Consider the following 26,922-nt stretch of genomic DNA (forward strand, 5'->3'; position numbering starts at 1 on the left):
TTGGTGATCGCTGCCCGTTAACGAACCGGCCGAGTGCCGTTTACGTGATCTCGACCCGGAGTAAATTGCGTAACCGTTGCGCTTCTCCGCGCAATGACAGGCCACGCTCAGCCTTTCGCTTTCGATGGGAAAGGCTTTTCAGATCCTGGCGAATATCGAGTTCAGGACGCGCGCGAGGACCGTGTCCACAAGACCGACTTTCCCGGAGAATATGATGTCGGCGGAGCCCGAGAGTATGGAGCTCTTCAACGGCAAAATCGGCCTGCCATTGGCTTCGGCTGTCAATGTCTGATAAAACAGGCCGGTCAGCTCGCCGGTATCATTGCCTTCCTGATAGGGATTCAGAATGGCCAGCCATTCATCGTCCAGACTGTCAGGGAAGACCTGTTCGGCCAGCAGCAAGCTCGCGGCGACCGCGGTAGCGCTTCCAAAGGCTGATGCGATCTCCAGCATCTCCCGCCGGTTATCCGCAGGCATTTTTCGAGCGAGGATCGACAGGTCGACCAGCCATTTCAGTCTCGGCCACATCGCCAGCGCGCCATGCAGGACAATATACAGGCAATAGAAGCTGTTCGAAAGCGACGGGATCGCATTGAATTTAACGGACTCACTGAAATCTTCCGTGAGGCTCGGCGGCTCAAACTTAAACAGTCTTTGATGCAGTTCAATCGGTACCGAAAAGGCGGGGTCCACAAAAGTTATGTCCTTGAAACGCCTGATCTCGGTGTCCTGACGCCTCAGTACCGGTCTTTCGGTGCGTCTCATCGTCGTCGCTTTGTAGATATACCCTTCCCGGTTCAACAGCTCAATGGTTTGACGGGATTGATCTGGCGGAATGAGGATATCGACATCTTTCGATTGCCGCGCGGTAGAATCATCGTGAAGCTGTTCCGCCAGCCCCCGCCCCTTCAGAATGGAAAAGGGTACGGAATGGGCATTCAGCAGTTTCGAAATATTCTTTTCGGCAGCTTTCTGTTTCAGACCCGCAAATATATTGTTCTGATAGGCTGTTTCCAGAATCGAAGAAGCATTGTCGTCCGCCGTGACATCGGCACTGCTTTGCATCGCCAAATGCAACAGCGGACCAACACGATGGCGGCTCACCGCAAAGGTCGCGAGCGTCTCACTGATCGGTTCGGAAACGTCAATCAAAGGCAGGGACAAGGCAGGGCGCAAATATCTGCTCAAAGATAATAGAAGTGCCTCGCTATTTCCATCCATGGTTTGCGCTTAGAATTTTACTACCGCTTAGGCGAGGCCAGAATGGCCTCGGCGGCTACTTTTTTATTCGTGAGCACCATTTGCCCGGCGTCTACTGGGCAATCCAGCTGAAAAAGTGACAATGGCCTTCTGGAAATTCGGTCCCGATCAAGCCGCCCTGCCCGGTGCGAAATTTCCGTCCTGATCGTGCCCGATCATTTTTTCTCCAGACCTTCGGAGACCGACTGGACGAGAGTTGCAATGCGGGAAACCCGAGCCGGCAGCGAGCGGCCCCGCCGGAATATCATCCACAGATCATGACTCAATTCTTTGAGAAGCGGAGCGATGCGAAGCCTGTCTTTGTCGGGATAGCTGTCGACGCCGCTACGTGGCAGCAGTGTATAGCCGATACCGCGCGCCACCGGTGATGGTATCTGACTGATCTGGTTCACAAAGCTACGAATATGCAGCCGATCCGAGCCGCGGAAATCTTCCGGAAAATTCATCGCGAACAGGTCATCAGCATAAGCAAATCCGTCAGGATGTGCAATGAAGCCGAGGTTGTCGAGCGCCTGGAAGCTGATCGGCGAGGTCATGACCCCTTCGGGAACCACGAGGCACAATTCCTCCTGCCCCAGATGCTCCGCTTGGAGCCGGGGATGACGGGGGTCATGATCCGCAATTCCGAGATCAAATTGGCCGTCCAGCACCCCGGACAACACTTTGTCCTGCGGGGTTGCTTCGAGTCTTATGGTCAGGCCGGGCGACGACTGCATTGCCGACAGGATATGGGGGTATAGCAGCATCGCAAAACTGCCGGAACAAGCTATGGCTACTTCGCCAACAGCGGGGTCGTCGCGCAGGATCGTTTCCTGCAGAACCTGCTCCTCAGCGCGTCTGGCCCGCCCGACGGCCAGAACCGCTTCGCCCGCCGGCGTGAGGCTGAAACTCTTGCCCTGCCGCGAGATCAGCGGCTGACCGACTTGTGCTTCCAGTTTTTGCAGATGCTGCGATACGCCAGGCTGGGTCATGTTCAGCAGGCTCGCTGCCCTGGTAAAGTGACCGGTTTCGCAAAGCACTACAAAGCTGTCGAGCCATCGGGAATTCAACATAAATCATTACTATATGTTATGATAAAATATTGAAATGATTATTTCATATAATGAACCGGCCATCCTATTTTCTGCTCGATAGAAAATGAAAGGAAACCATCATGCAACCGACACCACGCGCCTTTTCCCATATTGGCCTATCCGTCCCCGACCTTGATGCCGCTGTAAAATTCTACACCGGGGTTCTCGGGCTCTACACGATAATGAAGCCGACCAATGTTACCGAGGACGAGAGTGCGGTCGGCGTCATGTGTACCGATGTGTTCGGTCCCGGCTGGGGCAGCTTGCGTATTGCCCATCTTGCCACCGCTGACCGCGTCGGAATCGAACTGTTCGAATTTCCGGACAACTATGCGCCGGACAATAATCTGGATCACAATCGCCAGGGAACATTCCATTTTGCATCCAGGATCCGGACGTGGAGGGACTGATCGAGAAAATTGTGGCGGCCGGCGGCAAGCAGCGCATGCCGGTGCGCGAATATTATCCCGGCGAGAAGCCTTACCGCATGTGCTACGTCGAGGACCCGTTCGGTATCGTGTTCGAAATTTACAGCCATAGCTATGAACTGACCTATTCCGACGGGGCCTATTCCTGACACAGCTGCCCGATGGCGTGCGCGGTCGCGGGCCCTGTCAGGGTCGAGAGGGTCCCGGCCGCGCAACTTAACCGCCCGAAGTGCGTTGTTTGCAGGATGAGTAACCAGAACATAATAAGCAAAAGGCAAATATCATGAAAATCCTAATGGTCCTGACGTCGCACGATGAACTTGGTGATAGCGGCAAGAAAACCGGCTTCTGGCTGGAGGAATTCGCGGCGCCATATTATGTGTTCAAGGATGCCGGAGCAGACATAACGCTGGCTTCACCCAAAGGCGGACAGCCGCCGCTGGATCCTTCCAGCGATACCGACGACGCCCAGACTGACGATACGAAACGTTTCAAATCTGACGAGGCTGCGCAGGCAGCACTGGCCAGTACAGCGGTGCTATCGACGGTTTCGGCGGACGGATTTGACGCGATTTTCTATCCCGGCGGCCATGGCCCGCTCTGGGATCTGGCCGAAGATGACAACAGCAAGACGTTGATCGAGGCTTTCTGGACCAGCGACCGGCCCGTCGGCGCGGTCTGCCACGCCCCTGCAATATTCAGACATACAGAAAATGCTGAGGGCAAGCCGCTGGTATCCGGCAGAACCGTGACCGGATTTACCAACACCGAAGAAGAAGGGGTTGGCCTGACCGATGTCGTGCCCTTCCTGGTCGAGGACATGCTGAAAGAAAATGGTGGCGATTATCGCAAGGGCGACGACTGGGCCTCTTTCGTTGTCGTCGACGGCAAGCTCGTCACCGGCCAGAACCCGGCGTCATCTGCAGAAGCGGCGCGCAAACTGCTCGACCTGCTTTAAACTCAAATAAACGGAGCGACTTATGGATATTCTTGTCGCCGGTGCAACCGGCAAAACCGGACTACGGCTCGTCGATCAGCTGAAGGCCAAAGGCCATTCCCCTATCGCGCTGGTCCGTGAATCTTCGGATACCGGCTCGCTGCCCGCGGATGTCACGCAACGCCAGGGCGACCTGACGGATCTGAAAAGCGGGATATGCGATGGCTGTGACGCGGTAATTTTCGCCGCCGGCTCCGGGGGCTCCACCGGCCCCGAAATGACCGACAAGGTGGACCGCGATGGTGCCAAACGGCTGGTCGATCTGGCTGCTGACGCCGGAGTCTCGCGTTTTGTCATGCTGAGCAGCGCTGGCGCCGACAATCCGGACCCGGAAAGCGACCTGGCACATTATCTTCAGGCAAAACACGAAGCGGACGAACATCTCAAAGCTTCCGGTCTGAACTATGCCATCGTTCGTCCGGTCAGTCTGACCGACGAGGACGGCACCCGTGACATGCGCTTTGGCGATGATGTCGATCTCCAGGGAAAAGCGGCGCGGGGCGATGTCGCTGCCGTGCTTGCAAATGCGGTCGATGACAGCGAATGGACGGGCAAGGCGCTACTGATGCAGTCTGTCCAGACCGGTGACTGAAAAACCGTGTCTGGCCGGCGATAGCGCCGGTTTAGACCCGATGTCGAGCAAGGGATGCGCAGCGCAGCCTGCTCGGCATCGAACTGCCTCTGATCCAGCTGCAGGCCGACCAGATCAATGCGATCATCAGCCTTCACGAGGCGGTTGGCGGAGTCCTGTTACTGCTGGACCGGTCCGGTAAAAATTGGGGAGAGGCAAACCCAACAGGCTTTGCGCAACCTTTACATCTTCAGGGCGTAAATCAATCAATGCAGGACTATTCGCCAATATTCGGCCATAGATACAGGCATCAATCGAATGGGTGTATAGCAAATGAAGTCCATATCGCGAAAGCCGATCGAAGCGACACAGGCAGGCCCGTTTGACAATCTTGCCTTTTCTGCCGAACCGGCAGGTCTCTGATCCATGGACGATATCGGCGAAACATCCTCCCGATTCCCCTATCGCAAGACGCGCAACATCGTGGCTGTCATTCTCGCCATTTTCCTGCTGGCGATATTGCTGCTGGGCGCGGTCCCTGCGAGCATTTTCAAGACTGTAATCAGCGAGAAGTTGCAGGGCGCTTCTGATCGCGAAGTGGCAATCGGTTCGGTCAGCAGAGACAGTTTCTTCTCTTACACTCCCGTCATCACCGTCCACGATGTCCGCATTGCGCAACCGGCATGGGCGGGCGAAGGCGATTTTCTGAAACTGAAATCAATATCGGCACGGGTTGCCGTGCTGGATATCCTGACCGGTAGCGCGAGACCGGACCGTCTCGCGGTAGACGGGCTCGACATCGCGCTGATCCGGGACAAGGACGGACGCGCCAACTGGGATGAGGGCAATCGTAACGCTGACATGGACGATCGCGGACCCGTTCTGACCGATCTTGATGTCGGCAATTCCCGTTTCAGCTTTACCGACCACAAGCGCGGCTTGTCCATTGAAGGCCCGGTCTCGATCAATAGCGAAGAGGGTTTGCGCGCCGAAGGCAGCGGCACATTTTTGGAGTCCAAGGCAAGCATGCTGTTCACCGGGGGAGCCATTGCCGGGATCGATCCCGAGGCCGATTATCCATTTTCGGTCTCGCTGCAATCGCCGGCTCTGGAATTGACGGCGACCGGTATAATGCAGGGCGTTCTGAACACGGACCGTTTCACCGCATCGCTGTCCGCCCGCGCACCCACTCTCAAGAATTTGGACCAGATTATCGAAGCCGGCCTGTTCGGTACCCAGAAGATTGATCTGCAGGCAAATATTCATCACGAAAACAAGGACTGGTACGTCAAGACGCTGAGCGGAACGATAGGACGGTCAAACCTGTCCGGCAAAGCGGATATTCTCAAACGCGACGGCCGAACCAAAATCGATGCCACGATAAAATTTGCCACGCTGGATTTCGACGATCTGGCCGACGATGCCGGTCTGGCAAAAGCAGCGGCTCTGACCCGCCGCATCGGCCCCAGAGTCCTGCCCAACACCCGTATCAACCTGTCCAAAATGGGGCCGACCGATGGACAGATGACCTTCACCGTCGACCGCCTGCTCTCTCGTCGGGACACCATATTCCGGAGCGTGCATGGAAAATTGTCGCTGGACCACAAGGTTATAAAAATCACAAATCTGCTGATCGGCCTGGAAAGTGGCCGGATGTCCGGCAGTGTGCAAGTCGATCACCGCAGCGGGGCGCCGAAATTGTCGACCGACCTGACGTTGTCCGGCGCCTCGATCTCCGACCTGATTGGCAATGGCGACATCGTGACGGCTACCATGAGGGGCCGCATAAAATTGGCCGGTACCGGCGACACGTTCCGGGAAGCCCTGGAGAAAGCAGATGGCAAGGCCGCGATGGTTGCCTCAGGCGGCAGTGTGCGCGCAACGGCCGCGCATGTTCTCGGCCAGAATCTTGGCGGCGCCGTAGAGGAAATTATCGGCAATCCGAAAGCCCGCGTTCCGCTGCGCTGTCTGGTCGCCAATTTCACGGCGCGTAACGGAATATTGACGCCCTCACCGCTGGCAATTGACACGACGGTGTCGATCGGACGCGGTGAAGGCCGGATCACCCTGAAAGGCGAAACTGTCTCGCTGATATTGCGCGGAGGTGCCAAGGGGAAAAGCGCCTTGCGCATCGTCGATCCGATCAAAATCACCGGAACGCTCAATGCACCCGCCGTGTCCGTAGCCGGGCTCGGCAAGGCCAGTGATGCCGAAAAGCCTTCGCTCGGCGATGTCCTGAAAGTCGCTACGAAATCGATCGGCAGCGCGCTGGGGATCGGCGATAGTGACGAACAGAAAAAGGCTTTCATCCAGAAACCGAAGTCCCTGAACTGCTCCGTTCTTGTCGCCGAAGCGATGCGCTAAGGTCTTGCAGCTACAAATCCGAATCCGTCTCGGAGCGATGGAGAAAGCAGCGTGTCCGAACGGATTTCCCGCTTCTGCCCCTGCCCGCATGGGCGAATAGCAGCCGCTGCACAAAAATATGATTCCGGCCAAGGTTGCGGCGGAATGACTCCGTCTTGTGTTTGTTCAGGGAAATTCGTCCCGATAACCACAAGAGGATTTACATGCGCAAATATCTACTCGCGTCGACCTGCCTGGTCGCTGTCATCTCCATCCCCGCGCAGGCGGAAACAACCATCGCGACAGCCACTACCGACCCGATCCGCACCTCGACGATCAATGGCGGCGCTGCCGACAATATCAAGATCACGTCGGCCGGCTCGGTCAAGCCAACGTCGGGTGTTGCCGTTACCGTCGACAGCGACAATACGCTGATCAACGAGGGCACGATAGAGATCAGCAATGCGGACAACGCGACCGGTATTCTCGCAGATGCCGGTGTCACCGGTACGATCACCAACAGCGCGAGTGGAAAGATCATCCTCGACGAACCTTACGCCCCGACCGATTCCGACAATGACGGCGACATTGACGGCCCCTTCGCAACCGGAACGGGACGGACAGGCATAGCGACCGCCGGCGCTTTCAACGGCAATATCACCAACAGCGGAACCATCACTATCGAGGGCAATGACTCTGCCGGGATCCGGCTGGGCGGCACCTTGACCGGTAATTTTGTCCATGACGGCACCACCAAGGTGCTGGGTGATAACGCGCTGGGCGTCGGCCTGCAGGATGTCGATGGCAATATCCGGCTCGCCGGGACGATCAGCGCCCAGGGTGTTGGTGCGGTAGCGGCGCGTGTCGACGGCGATATCAACGGTGCACTGGTCGTGCAGGGATCTCTGCAATCCAGTGGCTATCGCTACACAAGCGCCCCGGCCGACAGCTCCAAGCTTGACGCTGACGACCTCCTACAAGGCGGTCCGGCCCTGTCGATTGCCGGCAATGTCACGGGTGGCATCATTCTCGCGGTTCCGCCGAAGGATACGAGCAGTACGGACAATGATGAAGATGATGACGGTATCGAGGATTCCAAGGAAGGCTCGGCTCTCGTCCGTTCCTATGGCGCGGCACCGGCAATGCGTATCGGCGACATCAGCGACGCTGTATCAATTGGTCCGGTTGCCGGCACGGGCACGGGCTTTGGCCTGATCATTGATGGCGGCATATTGGGCAGCGGGATTTATAGCGGAATCGACGCCAATGGTCTGCAAATTGGCGGCCTTGGCGGCACGGTCACCATCGCGGGGGGTGTCGGCATCGGCGCAACCGGCTCGGTAAAGGCCCTTTCCAAAGATGCTTCGGCAACCGCCATCCAGATGGGATCCGGCGCGACCACACCCGAAATCCGCAATGCCGGAACCATTGAGGCGACCGGCGGCGGCAGTGCCACTTCGATCAGCCGGGCGCTGGCGATCGGCGTCGGCGCGGATGTCCAGACCCTCCGCAACAGCGGCACGATCAGTGCCAAGGCAGGCGGCGATGACGCGACCGCGATTGCGATCATCGATACATCCGGCAGTGTAAACCTGCTTGAAAACAGCGGTACGATCATCGCCACCGGCGCGCTGGCGGCATCGGACCGTAATGTCGCGATCGACCTGTCAGCAAATGGCTCCGGCGCTACCGTCCGCCAGACCGCGGTCGCAGCGTCGGCCAAGCCCCCTTCCATCACGGGCGACGTCCGCTTCGGCAGCGGCAACGACATATTCGACATTGCCGATGGCACGGTGAAGGGGAACAGCAGCTTCGGCACTGGCGACAACCAGCTTAAATTGTCGGGCGATGCTGTATATACCGGCAATGCCACCTTCGGCACTGGCGCCGACATGATGACGCTAGCCGGAACATCCGTGTTCAGTGGCAATGCGGATTTTGGCGGCGGCGCGGATATGCTGACACTTTCCGGCACGTCCCGTTTTCCGGTTCGCTGACCAACGCCGAGGGTCTTGCCGTGACCGTCTCCGGGGCCATGTTCGATGCGATCGGATCTGCCCAGATCGCATCCCTGGCGGTTACTGACAATGGTGTGCTCGGCGTAACTCTCGGTGGTAGCAACGACACGGCGCTGCAGGTATCGGGGACCGCAAGCTTTGATACGGGATCGAAACTCGCGATCAAGCTGTCCAACGTCCAGAGCGCCGAGGGCGATCATGTCGTTGTGCAGGCAGGTACCCTTGCGGGCGTCAACAATCTGACCGCTTCAACCACGCTTCTGCCTTTTCTTTACAAAGGCTCGCTCAGTTCTAACGCCAATCAGGTAATCGTCAGCGTCGCCCGGAAGGATGCGACCGAACTGGGGCTGAACCGGTCCGAGGCAAGCGGCTTTGCCGCGGTATATGCGGCACTGGTCGATGATGAGGATGTTGAAGGGATTTTCCTTGCGATCTCCGATCAGGAACAGTTCCGTAAGCAGTTGGGCCAGATGCTGCCCGAGCACGAAGGCGGCACTTTTGAGAATGTCACACTGGGATCGCGCGCGATGGTACGCTTTCTCGCGGATCCCAAAGGCCCCTTCAAGGACGAAGGGAAATGGGGCTACTGGGTCGCACAGGCCGGCTGGGGAAGTTCGAAGAGCGTTGGTGATACGGCCGGTTATGACGTGGGTGGATGGGGCATATCCGCAGGCGCGAACACAAGACCGGTATCGGAAATTTCGGTGCATCTGTCGGCTATCTCAACGGCAAGAACAGCAACGAGGGCAATGGCAACGAAGTCTGGTCCGAGCAGCTGGAACTGGCAGCCTACTGGCGCCTAGCCTCGGACAGCTGGCTGGCACATGCCCGTATCTCCGGCGCAAAGATCGATTTCGACGGCTATCGCTATTTCATCGGGGAACTCGATGGCGAAGAGATAGTCAAGACGATGACGGCTGACTGGGATGGCACCTTATGGTCGGCATCCGGTGCGGTGGCCCGGGACATGCGTTCCGGCAATTTCTCGATCCGCCCGACAATTGCCGTCGACTATTTCAAGCTGAGCGAAGACGGCTATGCCGAAACCGGGGGCGGTGAAGCGCTCGACCTGACGGTCGCCGACCGCAAGAGCGACGAACTCGCGGTTTCGGGTACGGTCGCTCTCGGGCTCGATCTTGGCGGGGTGGACCAATATGACGGCTGGTACCGCTTCGAGCTGGAGGCCGGACGCCGCGAAATCGTGGGCGGTTCGCTCGGCGTGACCGTTGCCCAGTTCGAAAACGGGTCACCCTTTACGCTTGTTCCCGAAGAACGGAAAAGCGGCTGGATAGGCCGGCTGCGCGCTGTTGCCGGCAATTCCGCCTTCCAGATCGGCGGTGAAATATCCGTCGAGGAACAGCAGAGCCATGCGGCTGTTGCTGTGCGCGCCAGCCTGCGAGTCGGGCTATAACGAAGTCGGCTCGGCGAAACCGCAAGGGGGGAAGGATCGATCCCCATTTCCCTTCTCCCCTTACCTGCCCGATCGAAAGCAGAAGGAGAAAGACATTTTTGCCACCCCCGCCCCGAACTCCGCTGGACCGGTCATGCTGCTATTGCGCGATGCGATGCGGTTGCTATATATCGCGCCGGCGGGAGACGCGCGCGATGGCCGAATCAAAATGCGGCGCATCAAGCAGAACAAGCACCAGGGCCAAAGCGAACATTTCATGAGCATGGTGGAAAGAGAAGCTGAGACCACCCGCGGCATCGAGGCCGTGCTGCTGGCCAACCGCGAAAAGCTGATCCGTTTCCTGCTCGCTCGTGGTGCGGGAGACAGTGCCGAAGATATGTTTCAGGAATTATGGGTCCAGATCGCCCGGTCGCGCACCGGCCCGATCGCAAATCCGCTATCCTATCTCTACCGCGCCGCCAACAACCTGATGCTGGACCGTTACCGTGCCACGCGCGCGGCCGAAAGGCGCGAGAAGGCCTGGGGAGAGCAAGACAGTGGGCGGCTTCCACCATCGGTCGAGCAGTCGCTTATCTCGCGGGAAGAACTGGCCCGCGTGGAAGCGACTATCGACATGTTCGGCGAACGCCCGGCGACAGCATTCCGCTATTTTCGCATCGAGGGCATTAGCCAGCGCGAGATCGCGAGCCGGCTTGGCGTCAGCCTGAGCACCGTCGAGGCCGATCTGCGCAAAATCTACAAGGCGCTCGCCGCAATGAAAGGGAAAATCGATGAGTGATGGCACACCTTTCGCGGTCGAAGCAGAAGCACTGGACTGGATAATCCGCCAACGCGATCCCGCTTTCGACGACTGGGAAGGATTTACCGAGTGGCTGGAACTGAGCCCGGGTCATTCTGCCATCTACAACCGGATGGCTGCCATTGATGCGGAACCGGGCGATTTGCCGGAACCTGTCGAGGAAATCTCCGTTGCCAGGCAGCCTGTCCTTGCCAGTCGCAGAACTTGGCTCGGCGGGGCGATGGCCGCAGCGCTGGTCGGCATAATTGGCTTCACGTTGCTGGACAGTGGCGCGACCCACATCGAAACCGCTGCCGGCGAACAGCGGTCGGTAGCGCTGGCGGACGGCTCGCGGATCGAGATCAATGGCGGGTCCGTTATCGAACTGGACGAGGACAGGCCCCGGTTCGCGCGGATTGAAAGCGGCGAAGCCATGTTCCATGTCGTCCACCGCGAAGGCGACCCGTTTCTGGTCGAGGCCGGCAAGGCCCGGCTTGTCGATATGGGGACGGCATTCAATGTGATTCGCCGGCGGGACGGGCTGACCGTCGCCGTGTCGGAAGGTCTGGTCCTGTATAATCCGCAGCGTGAAAATATCCGGCTGGATGCCGGTTTTGGCATCGAGGCTTCTGATGCAGGCGGCCCTCCGCGGGTTCAGGCAATCGATGTTTTCAGCGTCGGTAGCTGGCGCAAAGGCCAGCTTGTCTATAATGGCACATCGATCGCGCAAGTTGCCGAGGACCTGGGCAGGACGGCCGGCCTGACGATAAATGTCTCGCCCGACGTCGCCTCCCTGCCGTTTCGCGGCGCATTGCTGATCAGCGATGACCGGCAGCGGGTGATCGATGATCTGACCGCGCTCGCCGGCATAAGAGCAGAAAAACAAGATGAAGGATGGTTGCTGACCCGCTAATATGACGCCCGCCTGTTCTCCGCCCTGTTATTGCTGTTGTTCGCGACGCCGGTCGCGGCGCGCGATGACTCGCGGCTGATCGAATTGCCGAGCGGCACATTGCTGCAAAGCCTGCCGCTGCTCGGGCGTCAGGCGGGCATCAGCATCAGCGTCGCCGACGCGAAGCTCTGGCAAAAGACGGTAAAACCGGTACGCGGCCGGATGAGCGCGCAAAAGGCGCTCGATCGCATGCTTTCCGGTACCGATGCGCATGCGGTGAAAGTCGGCGCGACCAGCTGGCGGATCGAACGGCGTCCGTCCCGGGCGCAAATGGCCAGTCGCCAGCCCAGATCCCCCCGTTTAGCGCGTCCGGCCAATATCCAGACACCGTCACCCCCTGTAGAGCCACGCCCGGTTGAAGAAATCGTGGTCAACGCCAGCAAGATCAACATGCCCTATGTCAACTATGCGGGCGTCGTCACCATATTGGACGGGGCCGATCTGCAATTTGGCGGAGAGCGCGGTATGGATTCGATATTGTCGCGAATGGCGACAATATCCTCCACCCATCTGGGCAGTGGCCGCAACAAGCTGTTCATCAGGGGTATCGCCGATTCCAGTTTTACCGGACCGACGCAGGCGACGGTTGGCCAGTATCTTGGCGACATCCGCCTCAGCTACAACGCCCCCGATCCCGATCTAAGGCTCTATGATATCGACCGGGTGGAAATTCTGGAAGGGCCGCAGGGCACATTATATGGTGCGGGATCGCTGGGTGGCATCATCCGAATGATACCGCAGACACCCGATCCCGGCGATACCACACTGGTCGCGTCGGCAGGCATTTCGCTGGTCCAGCATGGCGCACCGGGCGGCGATATTTCTGCAACCGCGAATATTCCGGTCGGCGAAAGCGGTCACGCGCTGCGGCTGGTTGGCTATTCGATCAGCGACGGCGGCTATATCGATAATCCGCTGCTCGGCCGGAATGATGTGAACCGGACCAATATCCGCGGCGGACGCGGCACATTCCGCCTCGATCTTGGCAGCAGCTGGACGGTGGACCTGGGCGGCATCTACCAGAGGATAAAGACCGAGGATGCGCAATATGCGGACAAGGGCGCACCACCGCTAACCCGCAGCAGTCTTGTCGAGCAGGGCGCAAGGGCACGTTACGGATCAGCGATGCTGGTGATCATGAAGGACTGGGGCGACCTCCATTTTCAATCGTCCAATGCCTATGTCGATCACAATCTCTACGAACGGTTCGACGCCAGCCTGGTCGACGATGCGCCGCGCATCTTCGACCAGCAGAACGAAACGCGTATGCTGACCAGCGAAACGAGATTATCCCGTCCTTACAGCGACGGGTTTGGCTGGGTGGTCGGAACCAGCTTCATCGACAACCGGACACGCCAGACCAGGGACTTTGGCGGAGAGAACATGCGCGCGGCCATTGTCGGCGTCACCAACCGGATCACCGAATATACCGCCTATGGCGAGGCCTCGTTCGAACTTGTGCCCGATATCGTCGCAACCGGCGGTCTGCGTTACACCCATGCGCGACTGGGCGGCGATGGCGAGGATGTCGATACGCTGCTCGCTCTCACCCAGTTCGGTCGCGCGATAACCGCAAAACGCAGGGAAGAGGATCTCCTGCCATCGGCGTCTCTGCTCGCCAATCCGGGAAAGAATGTAACTTTGTACGCCCGCTATCAGGAAGGTTTCCGCCCCGGCGGGCTGTCGATTGACGGCAGCTTCGTCCAGCGCTTCCGCAACGACCATGTATCCACTTATGATGCCGGGATGCGCTTCGGGCGCAAGGGCGTTACGCCGTTCGACGCCACGATCTCCGTCTCGCACAGCCGCTGGCGGGATATTCAGGCCGATTATATCGATGCCAATGGCTTTCCGACCACGGCGAATATCGGCGACGGCAAGATCACCAGCATATCGGGCTCCATTGCCGTCCGTCCGGTCACCGGACTGTCGCTGGAAATGGGCGCGGTTTACAACAAAAGTCGGGTCACCCAACTGTCGACGGGACTACAGTTGGCGCAAGCGACGTTGACCGGGCCGCCCACAGATTTCCTGTCGCCGGTTGCCGTCTCGCCGGCCGGACGGCTGGGTCGCATACCCAATGTTGCCAGCCACGCCGTGCGCGGCTCCGCCAACTATGAAACAATCATCGGCGACGAGGATTTCCGCCTTCAGGGATGGGCCAGCTATGTCGGTCCTTCCCGCGTCGGAATCGGCCCGGAACTGGGCGAAGGGCAAGGAGACTATGTCGACAGCGGCATTGCCGCACGGATCGGTAATCGCAAGAGAGGGCTGAGCCTGACCCTGACCAATCTGCTGGATTCGCGTGGCAATCGTTTCGCCCTGGGCACCCCGTTCGTACCGGGTAGCGACGGTTATCTGACCCCGCTCCGTCCCCGCACGATCCGTATTGCCTTCGATGTCGCCTATTAGATCTCCGGACATGCCACGCTGACCGGGTTGCCCTGCAGCTCGTCCGAAAATTTCCTGCCTTCCCGTGGCAACCGCAACCAGTCGCCGTCGGCAAGACCGGACACGCAGCCACGTAATCCCGTAGTCGCTCGGCCGGCAGGGTCACCAGGTTTGGATAAAAATGGTGCGCGACGCAGTCTGGAGCGAACGGGTCTCAAGTGCAGTTTCCCTGTTATCAGGGAATTAACAGGGAAATTTGCTCATTTGAGTGCCAAAACAGGCAATTTTGAATGATTTCCATTGTATGTGGCAGCAAAATAGCGCGCCTTTACGGCAACTTACGCGCGAGAAATACCGTTTTCCTGTTAATCGACGGAACAGGGAATTAATTCCTCCGAACAGGGAGCCCAATCGCCATTATCAGGCGGCTTAATCGGCAGAACAGGGATATTCGCGGTCGGCTGATTGCTGCAGCTTATAGCTCTTGCCAAGAACAAATGATCCTGCTATGTTCCCGTTATGTACATTAACGAATCGCTCGCAGACGATTCTGCCGATCGCCGCCTTGAGGTTTGTTATACGCAAATCGAGAAGCTGATTCCGGACCCGCGCAATGCGCGAACGCATTCAAAAAGACAGGTTACACAGATCGCGGAGTCTATCCGTGCATTCGGGTTCACCAATCCCATTCTTTCGGATCCCAAGGGCAACATTATTGCAGGGCATGGCCGGCTGCGCGCAGCCAAGGAACTGAACCTTGCCGAGGTGCCGGTCATCGTGCTTGCGGGCCTCAGCGAAACGCAGAAGAAGGCTTTGCGTCTTGCTGATAACAAGATCGCGCTCAATGCAGGTTGGGATGTGGAAATCCTCAAACTGGAGCTGGCAGACCTGTCGCTGCCAGAAGTAGACATTGACCTGGGCCTGACCGGATTCAGCCCAGGCGAAATCGACGTAGTTCTCGCTGATAGCGAGGATCCGGATGATGAAGTGATCCCCGCTGTCCCTGAAAACCCCCGCGTGCAGTTCGGTGATATTTGGCAGCTTGGCGAGCACAGGGTCGCCTGCGGTGACGGCCGCGATGTCGCGTTCTTGCAAAATGTGGTTGGCAGGGGCGCATCAATCGACTGCGCTTTCCTTGATCCGCCTTACAACGTGAAGATCAACGGCCACGCAAATGCCAAGGGGCGTCACCGCGAGTTCGCAATGGCATCGGGTGAAATGAACGAAGCCGAGTTCAGGATGTTCCTTGCTGATACTTTAGGTGCCTGCGTAAAAGTATCACGCAGTGGAGCTATCCATTTTGTGTGCATGGACTGGCGGCACATGGATGATGTGACCGTTTCGGTGGATGATATCTACGGCGACCTGCTCAACATTTGTGTATGGAACAAGAGCAATGCCGGGATGGGCTCACTCTACAGGTCCAAGCACGAGATGGTCTTCGTCTACCGGGTCGGCGATGCACCTCACGTCAACAATGTCGAGCTTGGCAAGCATGGCCGCAACCGGACCAATGTCTGGGATTATCCCAGCGTCAACTCCATGCGCGGCTCACGCCGCGAGGACTTGGCGCTTCACCCAACGGTCAAGCCAGTGGCGATGGTGGCGGACGCTTACTGCGATGTCACAAGGCAGAGCGAGCTTGTGCTGGATATCTTCCTCGGCTCGGGCACCAGTCTTATTGCCGCCGAGCGGGTGGGCCGAGCGTTCCGGGGCCTGGATATTGATCCTGCCTATGTGGATCTTGCGATGCAGCGCTGGAGCGATCTAACCGGCCATGAGCCGCAGCTCGTCTTCCGCGATGGCACAGATGCATCTGCATGAGCAGTACGCGCTTTCAGACCGGTCAATCCGGCAATCCCAAAGGACGCCCTCGCAAGCATCGCCGGCCCAATGTGTCGGCTTTCGAGATCATTCTCGACAAAACACTGACCATAACCCAAAATGGAAAAGCGCGTGCGGCGACGGTTGAAGAGGCCTTGCAACAGCAGACCCTCAAGGATGCTCTTGCAGGAAAGCGTTTGGCAATTCGCAAAGTGCTCAAGATGATCGAAAAGCAGGAAACGGCCCTCACGAAAAAATACCCCGCTCCGCAGCAGAAAATCGAGATCAAGCACCACCACCACGCTGACAATGCGAATGAGGCTCTGCGGATTCTGGGCATTGCAGAACCCGAACCGGGTTTCCAACGAGATGGAAGGTCCATGCTTGGGCGACGCAAGCAGCGCTGAGCCGTCCTGGACGCAGAAAATTTGATCGCAGGGAAGTCGACAACATCAAGTTCTTCACGTTTGATCCCGAAAGCTTGAAGTGGCCACGGGGCAGGTTTGAATGAGCGAAGGTTACGGCAAACCGCCAACTGCAATGCGTTTCAAGAAGGGCCAGTCAGGCAATCCGAAAGGACGACCCAAGGACCGGCACAAATCCATCCCCTACGATGCCGTACTTGGCCAGATGGTGACTATCCGCGAGGACGGCCGCGAGCGCCGGGTAACCGCTGCGGAGACGTTTCTGCTTCAATTGACCCAGAAAGGGCTGGCGGGCGACAGCGCAGCGGCTCGGGACTCGCTTGAAGCTATCGAAAATGCGCGCTCGGAGCGCGGCGACGACAGGCATGCTATCGATACTATCATCTTATCGGCGGTCAGCTCCGGCGCTGATGCGATTTTAGAAACACTTGGTTTGACAAAGATGAAATACCCAGCTGACGAAAAGCGCGTGCGATGGGAACTGAACCCATGGATCGTCGAGGCTGCTCTTGAGCGGCTTGGTGATAGGCCGCTGAATGTTGCAGAACAGCAAGAAGTTTGGGACGCGACGCGCACGCCCGACAAGGTCAATTGGCCCGACTGTGGCAGGCAAAAGGGTGAATGGCTGCTTCGCGCCGATATCCCCAAAACCCGCTTGCTCAACTTCTACCGTGACCATGGCGCCAAGCGTCAGATTGATGCTGCCTTGCCGGCGGTCCGGCCTGAAAAATGCAGTCCGCCAGCGATAGGCCGCTGATATAATGGTTGGATGATATGCCGATGGCATTTCTGCCAGCCGCATAAAGCTTGGGGATGGGCAATCCGCCTGCCGCCAGCGCGCGCCCGGTGTCTTCGTCCACGACAATCCCGCCCAGCGAAATCGTCGGGCAGAGATAGCGCCGATTGCCGATAGAAATATCGATGGCGTGATAAGGTGGATGGTCGAGCGTGGCTGTGTAGGCGGGATCCTTCTGAAACGGGTCACCGTCAGCGTCTGGCGAGCCGATATTATACTGCTTCACACTATTCTCGAGCAGCACCTGGTCCATCCCGCATTTCTGCGCCAGTTCAGCCAATGTCTTGCCGCGAAACGAACTCAGCAGCAGCGCCATCAGGGCGGGAGCACCCTGGATGCGGAAAAGCTTGCCTTTTCCCGGCATTGCCTGGCGAATGGCTTGCTTGTAGAGCGCCCGATCAATGATGATGAAGGCGCGCCCCGCCGCTTTTTCAGCGATCATATAGCCGGTCGTTCCGCCATAGCTGTCTTCAGCAATCAGGCGCCTGCCCTGACCATCGACGACGATCCCCTGCGCGAGCGCCTTGGGTGGCAGAAACTGGCGCCACGCCGAAATCCGCTCCATCCGGTCAACCAAGGCGCCAACCGATTGACCGAGCCGGATGCCGGAGCCGTCACAGCCCATGCTGCCAAGCGGGGTGGCACCGCTATATTTTGGGGCATAATGCCGCACCATCTCGCGGTTTTGAATGAAACCACCGGCAGCAAGGATCACGCCCTTTTTCGCCGAGATTGCGCCGGTCACAGAATTTCGATTCGCCGCCGCTGAAGCACGTTTCTTCAGCTTTTCGCCGATTGTGGGGAATAGCAAGGTGGTCGATCGCGCAAAGCTTCGCTGCAAAGCATCGATCTTCCTTGCCGCGCGGCTGGCGGGATCGACCCTTTCAAAGATTACGCCTTCCACGGCGCCCTGTTCGGAAACGACCAGACGTTTCACTTCCGAATGGGTATAGATGCGCAAGCCCTTCTGGATGGCGGTTTTGCGCAATGTGTCGAACAGGTTTTTCCGGTCAGCCCCTTGCCGACGACCCGGTGCCCGCGCTGGGCAGGGCATGCATGTTTCGCATAAAGCGCCTGGGCCTCGTTTCCGGAAAATACAGATAATGCCCATCCGCCGGATAGGAGGTTTTTTCAGGCGCCAGGCTGCTGGCGAACCGGACGCCTGGTTTTCAAGCCAGTCGATCAGGCCAGAACTATTTTCGCAAAACCGGTCCAGCGTCGCGTCCGATACGGCATCTTCGACCTCCAGCTTCAGATAGCGCCGCATATTGGCGGGATCGTCTTTGACCTTGGCTTCATGCTGCATGGATGTGCCGCCGCCGGCATAGACAACCCCGCCCGACATCCGGGTGCGCCGCCGCCCGAAAACCGGTCAATCGCTATGACGCTACACCCGGCATCGAGGGCTTCAATCGCCGCACAGACCCCGGCACCGCCAAGGCCGATTATGACAACGTCGGCCTCGTCCAGCCAGACCGGCTGTTCCGTATCGGACAGGCGAAGTGGCGATTGCACCGAAGAATACCACTGGGGATCACAGGGCTTCAGATTGTCGGAACAAGTCGTTCCAGTGCCATGCTGATCCCCAAGCAAACCCACTAGTCGAAACGATAGCGCAATTGGAGCGCCACTTGCCGCCCCCGTCCGATGACCCGCGTATAGGAACCCGCAGAAGCAACGACATCCTGAGAGGATGTAATAATGCGCTCATTCGTGAGATTCCGGCCGACCATCGCAACAGACCACCGATCATCGCGATCACCGAAGGCCACGCGGGCATCGAACTTCTGCCAAGCCCCCTGCCTGGTGACAGGATCAAGATCTGCGATAACATCATAGGCCCCGGAGAAATTCACCGCGCCCTCGAACGACAATTGCGTGGAATCGCTGACCGGCAGCTTGTAGCTGGCATTCACGCTGCCCGAATATTCCGGGGCAAATGGCGGGGAGCGGCCCGACAGATCCTGGAAGCAGCCAACCTGCCCTGCCTGCTGTGCGACGAACGCCTGGAGCGCCGTGCAGCCGGCATTGGCATAGTCGCGATATTGCGCATCAAGATAGGCAATATTGGCCGAGAGGGCGAAGCGATCATTGGGACGCCATTGCAATTCCGCTTCAACACCCTGGGACCGCAAGGCACCAACATTGGCGATGGTGACAAAGGCCGAAGTCGCTGTGAACTGTGCCACGCTCTGCTGCAAATCCTCGTAATCGCTACGAAAAAGCGCGAGGTTGAGAGAAACTGTCCGATTTGCGAACAGGCCTCTCAGACCGATCTCATAGGCATCAACGGTTTCCGGATTGAACGTCAGTCGACTTTGCACGCCGGTCAGTTCGATGGCGTCGAGTCCGCCCGCCTTGAAGCCCTGGCTGAACTTTGCGTAGACCGAAACGTCCGGATTGACCTCGTATCGCAGCGAAAATGATGGCAGGAAATCGTCGTTTTTGACGATGCCCTGGTTTGTGTGATCGTTGAATCCGGTCAGGAACGCCGCGAAGGGCTGAACCGCGTCCGGCAGCGGCGTCACCGAAAAACCGAACGGATCATTGCCGGTCGCGTTGGTTGCTGCCTGAACACCCTGTTTGCGCGAATGGACATAGCGCGCACCGGCCGTCACGAAGAACCGGTCGGTCACCGGCACCGTCACGGAACCGAAAAGCGACATCGCTTTTTCACTCTGGTCGAGGAATATATCACCCGCCAGCGGCGCGAATGGCGCCAGGGCGCGAGCGGACCGGCAAGCAACGCCGTTGCAAAGGGGAAATTCAGCGTGGTGTCGATGCGCGAATCCGTGTCCAGATAATAGAAGCCGGCGGTATATTCGATGCTCGAATTCTCCGGTGAATTGATCCGTGCCTCGAGTGTCTTCTGATTGAGGTGCTCGGCCGTATTGAAGGTGAAGAAGTCGGCCGAGACGCCATCGGTATCCGCTGCCAACAGAAAGTCATGTTTGGATAATGCGGCCTGGAACACGATACCGGGACCGTCCACATTGTCCTTTTCGAGCGTCAGCACATATTCATTGGCCTCGATCGAGCCAATTTCGCCACCGCCGGATGAACGGCGAAAATCGAAAGCCGATTCCTCGCCGACGGCCAGGGCATAGCCGCATGAAAAGGTTGTCGCGGCCGAGAAGGGAGGCTCTGGCGGGCAGTCCGTCAACTGGCTGGGGAAGGAACCAACCGAATCCTGCTTGCCATATTCCACCTTGAAACTTGCATCCCATGCATCCGAAATACGCAGGTTGGTGGTCATGCGCAGGAACTTGTCTTCGATGGCAGGGTTGTCCTGACCGGTGGTCAAATTCTTGATATAGCCGTCGGAGTCCGAATAGCGGCCGGCGATGCGGATGCCCAGCTTGTCCTCGACAATCGGTCCACCAACCGCGCCTTCCACGGTTTTTCGTCGGCTTTGAATTCATAGGCGCCCTGCGCATAGCCCTCCCAGTTTGACAGGCTGGGCTTGCGCGTGGTGACGCTGAAGGCGCCGCCGACGGCATTGTTGCCGAAAAAGATCGTCTGGGGACCGCGCAACACTTCGATGCGCTGGACATCAACAAGGGTCGACTGGCTGTAGCGTGAGCGACCGTGATAGACGCCATCAACAAAGGTTGCCACGGCCTGTTCAAATCCGGCATTCGAGCCTGAGCCAACTCCCCGGACATAAATATTGTTGGAAACCGAATCGTTGGTCACCATGACATTGGGCAGGGAATCCGCCAGATCCCCGGTGCCGCTTATCTGCCGGTCCTGAAGATCATCACCCGACACGACCTGCATCGAGATCGGAACATCCTGAGCAGACTGGTCACGCCTTTGCGCGGTCACGATGATTTCTTCCACTTGTGCAGATACTGGCGCGCTGGTGGCGGCTATCGCCAATGTCCCAACGGACAAGACGAACCTGGTCTTGCTATTTCTCATTTTCTCTCCCAATCCTGACCGACGAAACATGGCCCGGATGCTCCCCATTTGATAGCCCTTGCTGGGCGGTTTATCGTCTCGACCGGAACTAAAAGCCGAAGCCCAAACAATCTGCTCGTAACCCGCTCGCTTTACGTTTGCCGGCGGCGACAGAACATCGCCGCCCCCATCCCGTAAATGGCAGTTTCACAACTTCTTGGCTGCAAGAGCCGCTCAACATCAATCGCTGCGCGCTCGATCTAAAGCGTGCTATCGCAAGAAATTCTATTTGGCCTTGGCGGAAAAAATTATTTTCGAAGACGTGCGACCATAGCCGCTACGGCATCCTCATGCTCTTCTGTCGTGTGGCAGAGGCCTTGTAGTCCTGCGCACATATCCAGAAAATCCGGCAATTCCATCCGCCGACTCGATCGCAGCAGACGCTTGGCAATGCGCAGAGCCGTGCGCGGTTTGGAAGCGAATTCCTGGGCTAGCGCCTGACTTCTGCCAGCCAATTCTTCAGACGGAACGACTTCCAGTAACAAGCCATAATCCAGTGCTTCTGCCGCCGAAATAATACGCCCCGAAAATGCCATTTCTGCAGCGCGCTGATCGCCCACTATCCGAGGCAGGAACCAGGCCCCGCCATCGCCCGGAATGATGCCGAGATTAACAAAGGTCTCGCCCATTTTTGCGCGGGCCGAACCGATACGGATATCGCACATACAGGCAAGATCCAACCCGGCGCCCACGGCCGCACCATTGATCGCGGCTATCGCTGGTACTTCCAGACCGTAAACCGCCAGAGCCATCGCCTGGATGCCGCGCCGATAATGTTCCTGAATCTCCATCGGCGGTTTCGCGAACATTTTTCGGCGCTCGGCCATATCGTGGATATTGCCGCCCGCACAGAAAGACGACCCCGCCCCGGTCATGATCAGAACACCGACCTCGCTGCAGGAATTTATCCATTCGCAGACGCGCACGATATCTGCGGCAATATCGGTTCCTGTCAATTCATTGCGAACGTCGTGCCGGTCGAACAACAGGGTTGCGACGCCATTTTCGAGCGTCAATTTGCAATCGGACAAGGTCGGAAGGCTGGTCATGATAAGCTCTCTTTCGTCAGAATGGACCATGGCGTACCGGCGTCCTGCGCAAGCACACGCCGACCGATCCATTCGGCCCAATAGCGGTCGTTGCCGAAGTCGCTTCGCCACTGCCACAAGCCATTGGTGAAGCGATGCAGGCTATATTCGGCAGTGATGCCGATCGCCCCGTGAACCTGATGCGCGATCAGCGCGCCAGAACCGGCTGCCTGATTGGCACGCAGCTTGGCGCAGGCGATCGCGAATGGGCCCGAGCCTTTGTCCATAGCCAGTGCGGCGCTGGCCGAAGCACAGGCGATGGCGGCGACTTCTTCACTCAACACCGCGATCTGCTGCTGGATCGCCTGAAATTTGCGCAATTCGCGACCGAACTGGGAGCGTATTTTTGCATATTCGATGGTCATATCCAGCGCGGCCGCCAGCGCGCCGGCGATTTGGGTGGTACGCAGAAACGCGCCAAGCGCGACTATGCGTTCAGGCCGTATATCGGGAAGCGCATCCGTTGAAAGTGGCAACGGCCCGGACGGGATCGGCAACCCGGCTTGCGACAACAGGCGGCGGGCAATCATCGTTTCGCCGATCGGCAGCGTAATCGCCCGGAAGCCAAGCAAGCGCAACGCTGGCTCCGCATCAGCCCAGCGAGCACCCAGCCCGCCCTCTGTTTCGTCAAGCAAGAGATCGCAGACCCCCATATCCTCGATCATTTGCCAGCTTTCCGGCATTTGCTGGTCTCTTGCTGCAAGATCGGCAAACAGGCGATCAAGACTGTCGACAATCATATTCATCTGCTCGCTCATCTCAGTCCCATCTCCCGCGCGATTATCCCGCGCAAAATCTCCCTTGTGCCGCCGCGCAGGGAAAAAATCGGTGAGAAGCGCAGGAGATAGTTGGTCGTTGCGTGGAGTGATGACGGAACTTCGCCAGGCTGATTGGCGTATATCTGCGCCAGCATCGGCATGTCCTGTTCGAGCGTAGCACCGAGATCCTTGACGATTGCAGCCTCGACCACAGGATTTGCTCCCCGCGCGACGCCATCGGCAACCGACAGTGACATTTGGCGCAACGCCCACAACCGCGCCGTCATTTCACCGAGGGCCACGGTCAGCACTTGATCCTCGCAGCCTCGCGCGCTGGCGGCCAGTTCCTCGAATACGCGATAGCTGGAGAGATAGCGCTCCGGACCGCTCCGTTCATAGGCGAGTTCGGCATTGACCTGCGCCCAGCCATTGCCCGGTTCTCCGACAACCATTGCGTCAGGGACGAAGACATCCTGAAGATGCACTTCACCGAAATGCTCCTCGCCCTGATGATCCGTGATCGGGCGGCGCGAGACACCAGGCGCGGACAGATCGATGATCAATTGGCTCAGCCCGTCGTGGCGCGACGCGCCGGCAGGCTGGTCCGCACCAGCGCAATCATGTGATGCGCTTCCATCACCCCGGTGGTCCAGAGCTTCGAACCATTGACAATCCAGCCGCCATCGCCGCGGACCGCGCTGGTCCGGATCGCCGCCAGATCGGAACCCGCCTGCGGTTCGCTCATGCCGATGCAAAGAAAGATTTCCCCCTTTGCAATGCCCGGAAGCAACATGTCTCTGGCCGTATCGGTGCCATATTCCAGAAGCAGCGGACCGCTTTGCCGATCGGCGATCCAATGCGCGGCGACCGGTGCACCGGCCGCGAGCATTTCTTCGATCACCACATAGCGATCGCTGGCCGGGCGTTCATGACCGCCGTAGCGTTTTGGCCAGGTCATGCCGATCCATCCGCGCTCGCCCAGCTTGCGACTGAATTGCGGATCGAAACCGAACCAGGTGCGACACCGGTCCACCGGCGAAGTCCCGGCCAGATGCTGATCCAGAAATTCGCGCACTTCGCGGCGTAGCTCTTCGCTTTCCGGTGGCAATGCCACTGGATCCAGTTTGAATTGATAGGGGATGATCTGCCTTTCCGATCAGCGGCCGGTAAACTTCGGCTTTTCCTTGTTCTTGAACGCCTCGAGCGCAATGCGGTGATCATCGAGCAGCTGCGTGACATTTTCGAACGCCGCAGCCTGGTCGATCACGGCATTTGCCGTCACCTTGAGGCCTGCGTTGATCGCAGCTTTGGTCCATTTGATGGAATGGGTTGCACCTTTGGCAAGCCGGTTTGCCATCCGCGATACTTTCTCGTCTATTTCATCCTCGGCCACCATTTCGGTGATCAGACCGATATCGGCAGCCTCGCTGGCACTGATCGAATCACCGGTCAGCAGATAGCGCCGCGCACGGGCGTAGCCGATAAGCTGGGGCCACATGACCGCGCCGCCGTCGCCGGCAACCAGCCCGATCGACACATGCGGATCGGCAAAGACGCTGCGTTCGGTTGCATAGACAAAATCGCAATAGAGCGCGAGCGAACAGCCCAGCCCGATCGCTGGCCCATCCACCTTGGCAATGATCGGCTTCTCGAGATCGAGGATGCTATGCTGGATCTTGCGATCGCGCTTGATCCCGATCGCGGTCTTGGCCGGCTCACCATGCATTTCGAGCAGCCAGTTGAGATCACCGCCAGCGCAGAACGCACCGCCAGAGCCAGACAGAATGACCACGTCGACGCTTTCGTCAGCATCGGCATCATAGAAGATGCGTGAAAATTCCTCGTGCAAGCCGGGATTGATGGCATTGCGCGCTTCCGGCCGATTGATGGTGATGGTGAGGATGCTGCCCTGCTGTTCAATCAGCAGGTTCTCGTAATTGGCATAGGTCATTTCGTGAAATCTCCTTTGTTTGCCGAAAGCCCGAGTCTTTCGATCATGTTTTCTTGCAGTTTGAATTTCTGGATTTTGCCCGATGGTGTCATCGGAAAGTCTTCAACAAGTTCGATAAATTCCGGCACTTTCCAGCGTGAAATCCGTGCCCGGCACCAGTCGAGAATATCGGCGCTTTCGATTTCTGCGTCCGGGCGCAGGCGCACGACGGCACATGCCACTTCGCCATAGCGCGCGTCCGGCACGCCAATGACCGCGACGTCGGCAATTGCGCCATGCTCCTTCATGTAGGACTCGATTTCGACCGGAGAGAGATTTTCGCCGCCCCGGATGATCATCTCTTTCTTGCGCCCGACGATTGACACGAAGCCATCGTCATCCATCTGCGCCAAATCTCCGGAAGCAATCCAGCCATCCGTCGTCCGGTCGCTGTCATCCCTGCTACCGTAACCGATCATCCCGCCCGGGCCGCGGTAGAAAAGCTCGCCAACTTCCTGTCGCGTAACGCAGTCACCGTGATCATTTCTGATCTCGAGACTCACGCCAACCAGCGGCTGACCGCTGGTCGCTATTTTCTTCTCGTCGCTGTCGCTGAACCGGGTGGACGCGGTGACTCCGCTTGTCTCGGTCTGGCCATAACAGTTGATTACCTCGGCCCCGAATTGATCGCGGCATCTCAGTAACAATTCCTTCGTGACCGGCGCGCGCCAACGATGATGGATTTCAAGGCAGAAAAGTCCCGCCCGGCAAAAGACGGGTCGTCGAGCATCATCAGGAGCATTGTCGGCACACCGATAAAGGCGGTGCATCTTTCCTGCTCGAGGATATCGAGCGCAATAGTCGCCTTGAAGATGTAGAGCGGCAAGGCGGTGGCGCCGACCAGACAGGCCCCGGGAATGGAATTGCCAGACCCGCCGACGTGAAAAAGCGGAAAGCCGAAACAGACCCGGCTGCCCTCACCGATCCCCCAGAGCGCATAGGAATTGCGCCCGGTCGTGGCCAGCGCCCGATGCGACAGGCGAACCGCTTTCGGGTCCCCGGTGGTGCCGGACGTATATTGGATCATGAAGATATCACCGGGATCGCGCCTGATGAGTGCGACGGACGGGTCACCCGGCACACGCATCACATCTTCCAGAGCGAAAAATGGGTAACAGTAGCGCAGACAAGGCAAATCGCCCCGGATGCTATCAAGAATGTCTGCCGGTCGGGCCTCGCCAATCAGGTCGGCATGGAAAACAGCCGCGGCGTTGGAATCCTCAAGCGCGAAACGCAACTCGGCCACGCTGTAGAGCGGGTTGAGCGCGACCAGAACCAGTCCGGCTCGCGCGATGGCATATTCGAGCAGGATCCACTCGGGATGGTTGGCCCCAGACGGCAATTCTCTCCCCCGACCGGAAACCAAGGCCGGACAGACCGGTTGCAAGCGCCGATACGCGCTTATCGAGATCAGCATAGGTCCAGGCCACGTCGTCCACGGCAGGCTGATGGCGATAAATCACAGCCTCGGCATCAGGCCAGAGGTTTGCAGCGCGAGCAAGTCCATCGTCGAAAAACAGGTCGACAGCACAGCCGCTCACCTCTTCCGGGGCAGCAGTCCAGCGCGAAAGATGACGCAAGGCCCTGCTCATTTAGCAGGCCTTCCATCAATCTCGGGAGCCCCAGCCGCAAAGCAGCTTGGCCGTATATTTGCCATTCTAGAAATGCCTCTCCGTTGCACCTGTGGATTCCGGGCAACTCTATGGGGCACCAACGCTCACCTGAAACTCGTATTTGGCTCCCGCCCCTGTTCGAACCGCACAGGATGCGAGTTTTATGTGAACGATATGGTTGATAGCTCCTGACATGCAGACCGCATTCCCGTCGGGAGTCGGGCGCATCACATGGGCAGAGAC

General features: G+C 58.3%; 25 protein-coding genes and 1 pseudogene. 14 read left to right on the top strand and 12 right to left on the bottom strand.

Translation table 11 applies throughout. The features are described 5' to 3' along the window. Positions 1-138: 138 nt before the first annotated feature. Positions 139-1,188 carry a nucleotidyltransferase family protein gene (locus C8024_RS12945; RefSeq protein WP_173205852.1) on the bottom strand — a complete coding sequence of 350 codons (1,050 nt, stop codon included), beginning with the start codon at positions 1,186-1,188 and terminating at the stop codon, positions 139-141. 227 nt (positions 1,189-1,415) lie between these two features. Beyond that, complete coding sequence (locus C8024_RS12950) at positions 1,416-2,312, bottom strand: LysR family transcriptional regulator (RefSeq protein ID WP_173205855.1); 897 nt, start codon at positions 2,310-2,312, stop codon at positions 1,416-1,418. A gap of 101 nt (positions 2,313-2,413) precedes the next feature. Here C8024_RS12950 and C8024_RS12955 point away from each other — a divergent pair, with 101 nt between their 5' ends. The 14 genes from C8024_RS12955 (at position 2,414) to C8024_RS13005 (ending at position 17,228) form a co-directional block, all read left to right on the top strand. Next, the gene (locus C8024_RS12955; protein WP_217272188.1) at positions 2,414-2,743 is read left to right on the top strand and encodes a VOC family protein; all 330 of its coding nucleotides are present in this window, start codon (positions 2,414-2,416) and stop codon (positions 2,741-2,743) included. Next, positions 2,731-2,910 (top strand): hypothetical protein, encoded by a 180-nt coding sequence (locus tag C8024_RS20315; RefSeq protein ID WP_217272189.1) that lies wholly within the window; start codon positions 2,731-2,733, stop codon positions 2,908-2,910. The genes C8024_RS12955 and C8024_RS20315 overlap by 13 nt, the downstream gene beginning before the upstream one ends. Before the next feature lie 134 nt (positions 2,911-3,044). Then, positions 3,045-3,719 (top strand): type 1 glutamine amidotransferase domain-containing protein, encoded by a 675-nt coding sequence (locus C8024_RS12960; protein WP_173205858.1) that lies wholly within the window; start codon positions 3,045-3,047, stop codon positions 3,717-3,719. 22 nt (positions 3,720-3,741) lie between these two features. After that, complete coding sequence (locus tag C8024_RS12965; RefSeq protein WP_173205861.1) at positions 3,742-4,350, top strand: SDR family oxidoreductase; 609 nt, start codon at positions 3,742-3,744, stop codon at positions 4,348-4,350. A 405-nt stretch (positions 4,351-4,755) separates the two neighbouring features. Further along, positions 4,756-6,693 (top strand): AsmA family protein, encoded by a 1,938-nt coding sequence (locus C8024_RS12970; protein WP_173205864.1) that lies wholly within the window; start codon positions 4,756-4,758, stop codon positions 6,691-6,693. A gap of 203 nt (positions 6,694-6,896) precedes the next feature. After that, positions 6,897-8,669, top strand: a complete 1,773-nt coding sequence (locus C8024_RS23490) for a beta strand repeat-containing protein (protein ID WP_367947329.1) — start codon at positions 6,897-6,899, stop codon at positions 8,667-8,669. Positions 8,670-8,689: 20 nt separating this feature from the next. Next, positions 8,690-9,493, top strand: a complete 804-nt coding sequence (locus tag C8024_RS23495) for a hypothetical protein (protein WP_367947330.1) — start codon at positions 8,690-8,692, stop codon at positions 9,491-9,493. Next, positions 9,382-10,101 carry an autotransporter outer membrane beta-barrel domain-containing protein gene (locus C8024_RS23500; protein ID WP_367947335.1) on the top strand — a complete coding sequence of 240 codons (720 nt, stop codon included), beginning with the start codon at positions 9,382-9,384 and terminating at the stop codon, positions 10,099-10,101. Before C8024_RS23495 ends, C8024_RS23500 begins: the two co-directional genes overlap by 112 nt. A 133-nt stretch (positions 10,102-10,234) precedes the next feature. Then, positions 10,235-10,879 (top strand): RNA polymerase sigma factor, encoded by a 645-nt coding sequence (locus C8024_RS12980; RefSeq protein ID WP_346426320.1) that lies wholly within the window; start codon positions 10,235-10,237, stop codon positions 10,877-10,879. Next, positions 10,872-11,792 carry a FecR family protein gene (locus C8024_RS12985; RefSeq protein WP_173205867.1) on the top strand — a complete coding sequence of 307 codons (921 nt, stop codon included), beginning with the start codon at positions 10,872-10,874 and terminating at the stop codon, positions 11,790-11,792. Before C8024_RS12980 ends, C8024_RS12985 begins: the two co-directional genes overlap by 8 nt. A gap of 36 nt (positions 11,793-11,828) precedes the next feature. After that, positions 11,829-14,243, top strand: a complete 2,415-nt coding sequence (locus C8024_RS12990; RefSeq protein ID WP_254305889.1) for a TonB-dependent receptor — start codon at positions 11,829-11,831, stop codon at positions 14,241-14,243. A gap of 498 nt (positions 14,244-14,741) precedes the next feature. Beyond that, positions 14,742-16,046 carry a DNA methyltransferase gene (locus C8024_RS12995; protein ID WP_173205873.1) on the top strand — a complete coding sequence of 435 codons (1,305 nt, stop codon included), beginning with the start codon at positions 14,742-14,744 and terminating at the stop codon, positions 16,044-16,046. Beyond that, positions 16,043-16,453, top strand: coding sequence for a DUF5681 domain-containing protein (locus C8024_RS13000; RefSeq protein WP_173205876.1), 411 nt, complete (start codon positions 16,043-16,045; stop codon positions 16,451-16,453). The genes C8024_RS12995 and C8024_RS13000 overlap by 4 nt, the downstream gene beginning before the upstream one ends. Before the next feature lie 133 nt (positions 16,454-16,586). Continuing rightward, positions 16,587-17,228, top strand: a complete 642-nt coding sequence (locus tag C8024_RS13005; protein WP_173205879.1) for a DUF5681 domain-containing protein — start codon at positions 16,587-16,589, stop codon at positions 17,226-17,228. On the opposite strand, the gene C8024_RS13010 is transcribed toward C8024_RS13005, so the two are convergent. The 10 genes and pseudogenes from C8024_RS13010 to C8024_RS23505 all read right to left on the bottom strand — a co-directional run. After that, entirely contained in the window at positions 17,131-18,612 is a 1,482-nt protein-coding gene (locus C8024_RS13010) for an FAD-binding protein (protein WP_173205882.1), read from the bottom strand. The two genes, C8024_RS13005 and C8024_RS13010, sit on opposite strands and share 98 nt — an antisense overlap. Before the next feature lie 253 nt (positions 18,613-18,865). Then, complete coding sequence (locus C8024_RS21810) at positions 18,866-20,089, bottom strand: TonB-dependent receptor (protein WP_367947336.1); 1,224 nt, start codon at positions 20,087-20,089, stop codon at positions 18,866-18,868. Between the two features lie 478 nt (positions 20,090-20,567). Continuing rightward, complete coding sequence (locus C8024_RS21820; RefSeq protein ID WP_254305891.1) at positions 20,568-21,191, bottom strand: TonB-dependent receptor; 624 nt, start codon at positions 21,189-21,191, stop codon at positions 20,568-20,570. Positions 21,192-21,478: 287 nt separating this feature from the next. Beyond that, positions 21,479-22,279 (bottom strand): enoyl-CoA hydratase-related protein, encoded by an 801-nt coding sequence (locus C8024_RS13020; RefSeq protein WP_173205885.1) that lies wholly within the window; start codon positions 22,277-22,279, stop codon positions 21,479-21,481. Then, positions 22,276-23,076, bottom strand: coding sequence for an acyl-CoA dehydrogenase family protein (locus C8024_RS13025; RefSeq protein ID WP_173205888.1), 801 nt, complete (start codon positions 23,074-23,076; stop codon positions 22,276-22,278). Before C8024_RS13025 ends, C8024_RS13020 begins: the two co-directional genes overlap by 4 nt. Then, positions 23,073-23,639 carry an acyl-CoA dehydrogenase family protein gene (locus tag C8024_RS21825; RefSeq protein WP_254305892.1) on the bottom strand — a complete coding sequence of 189 codons (567 nt, stop codon included), beginning with the start codon at positions 23,637-23,639 and terminating at the stop codon, positions 23,073-23,075. Before C8024_RS21825 ends, C8024_RS13025 begins: the two co-directional genes overlap by 4 nt. A gap of 5 nt (positions 23,640-23,644) precedes the next feature. After that, positions 23,645-24,190: an acyl-CoA dehydrogenase family protein gene (locus C8024_RS21830; protein WP_367947331.1), complete on the bottom strand. Its 546-nt coding sequence runs from the start codon at positions 24,188-24,190 to the stop codon at positions 23,645-23,647. 42 nt (positions 24,191-24,232) lie between these two features. Further along, on the bottom strand, positions 24,233-25,027 hold the full coding sequence (locus C8024_RS13035; RefSeq protein WP_173205891.1) for an enoyl-CoA hydratase/isomerase family protein: 795 nt from the start codon (positions 25,025-25,027) through the stop codon (positions 24,233-24,235). After that, the gene (locus tag C8024_RS21835) at positions 25,024-25,485 is read right to left on the bottom strand and encodes a hypothetical protein (RefSeq protein ID WP_367947337.1); all 462 of its coding nucleotides are present in this window, start codon (positions 25,483-25,485) and stop codon (positions 25,024-25,026) included. The genes C8024_RS13035 and C8024_RS21835 overlap by 4 nt, the downstream gene beginning before the upstream one ends. A gap of 48 nt (positions 25,486-25,533) precedes the next feature. Beyond that, a pseudogene (locus C8024_RS23505) lies at positions 25,534-26,658 on the bottom strand (class I adenylate-forming enzyme family protein); the annotation flags it as partial. Positions 26,659-26,922: the final 264 nt, after the last annotated feature.

Origin of the sequence: Sphingopyxis sp. BSNA05 (assembly GCF_013265645.1) — a bacterium.
Classification (GTDB): Bacteria; Pseudomonadota; Alphaproteobacteria; order Sphingomonadales; family Sphingomonadaceae; genus Parasphingorhabdus.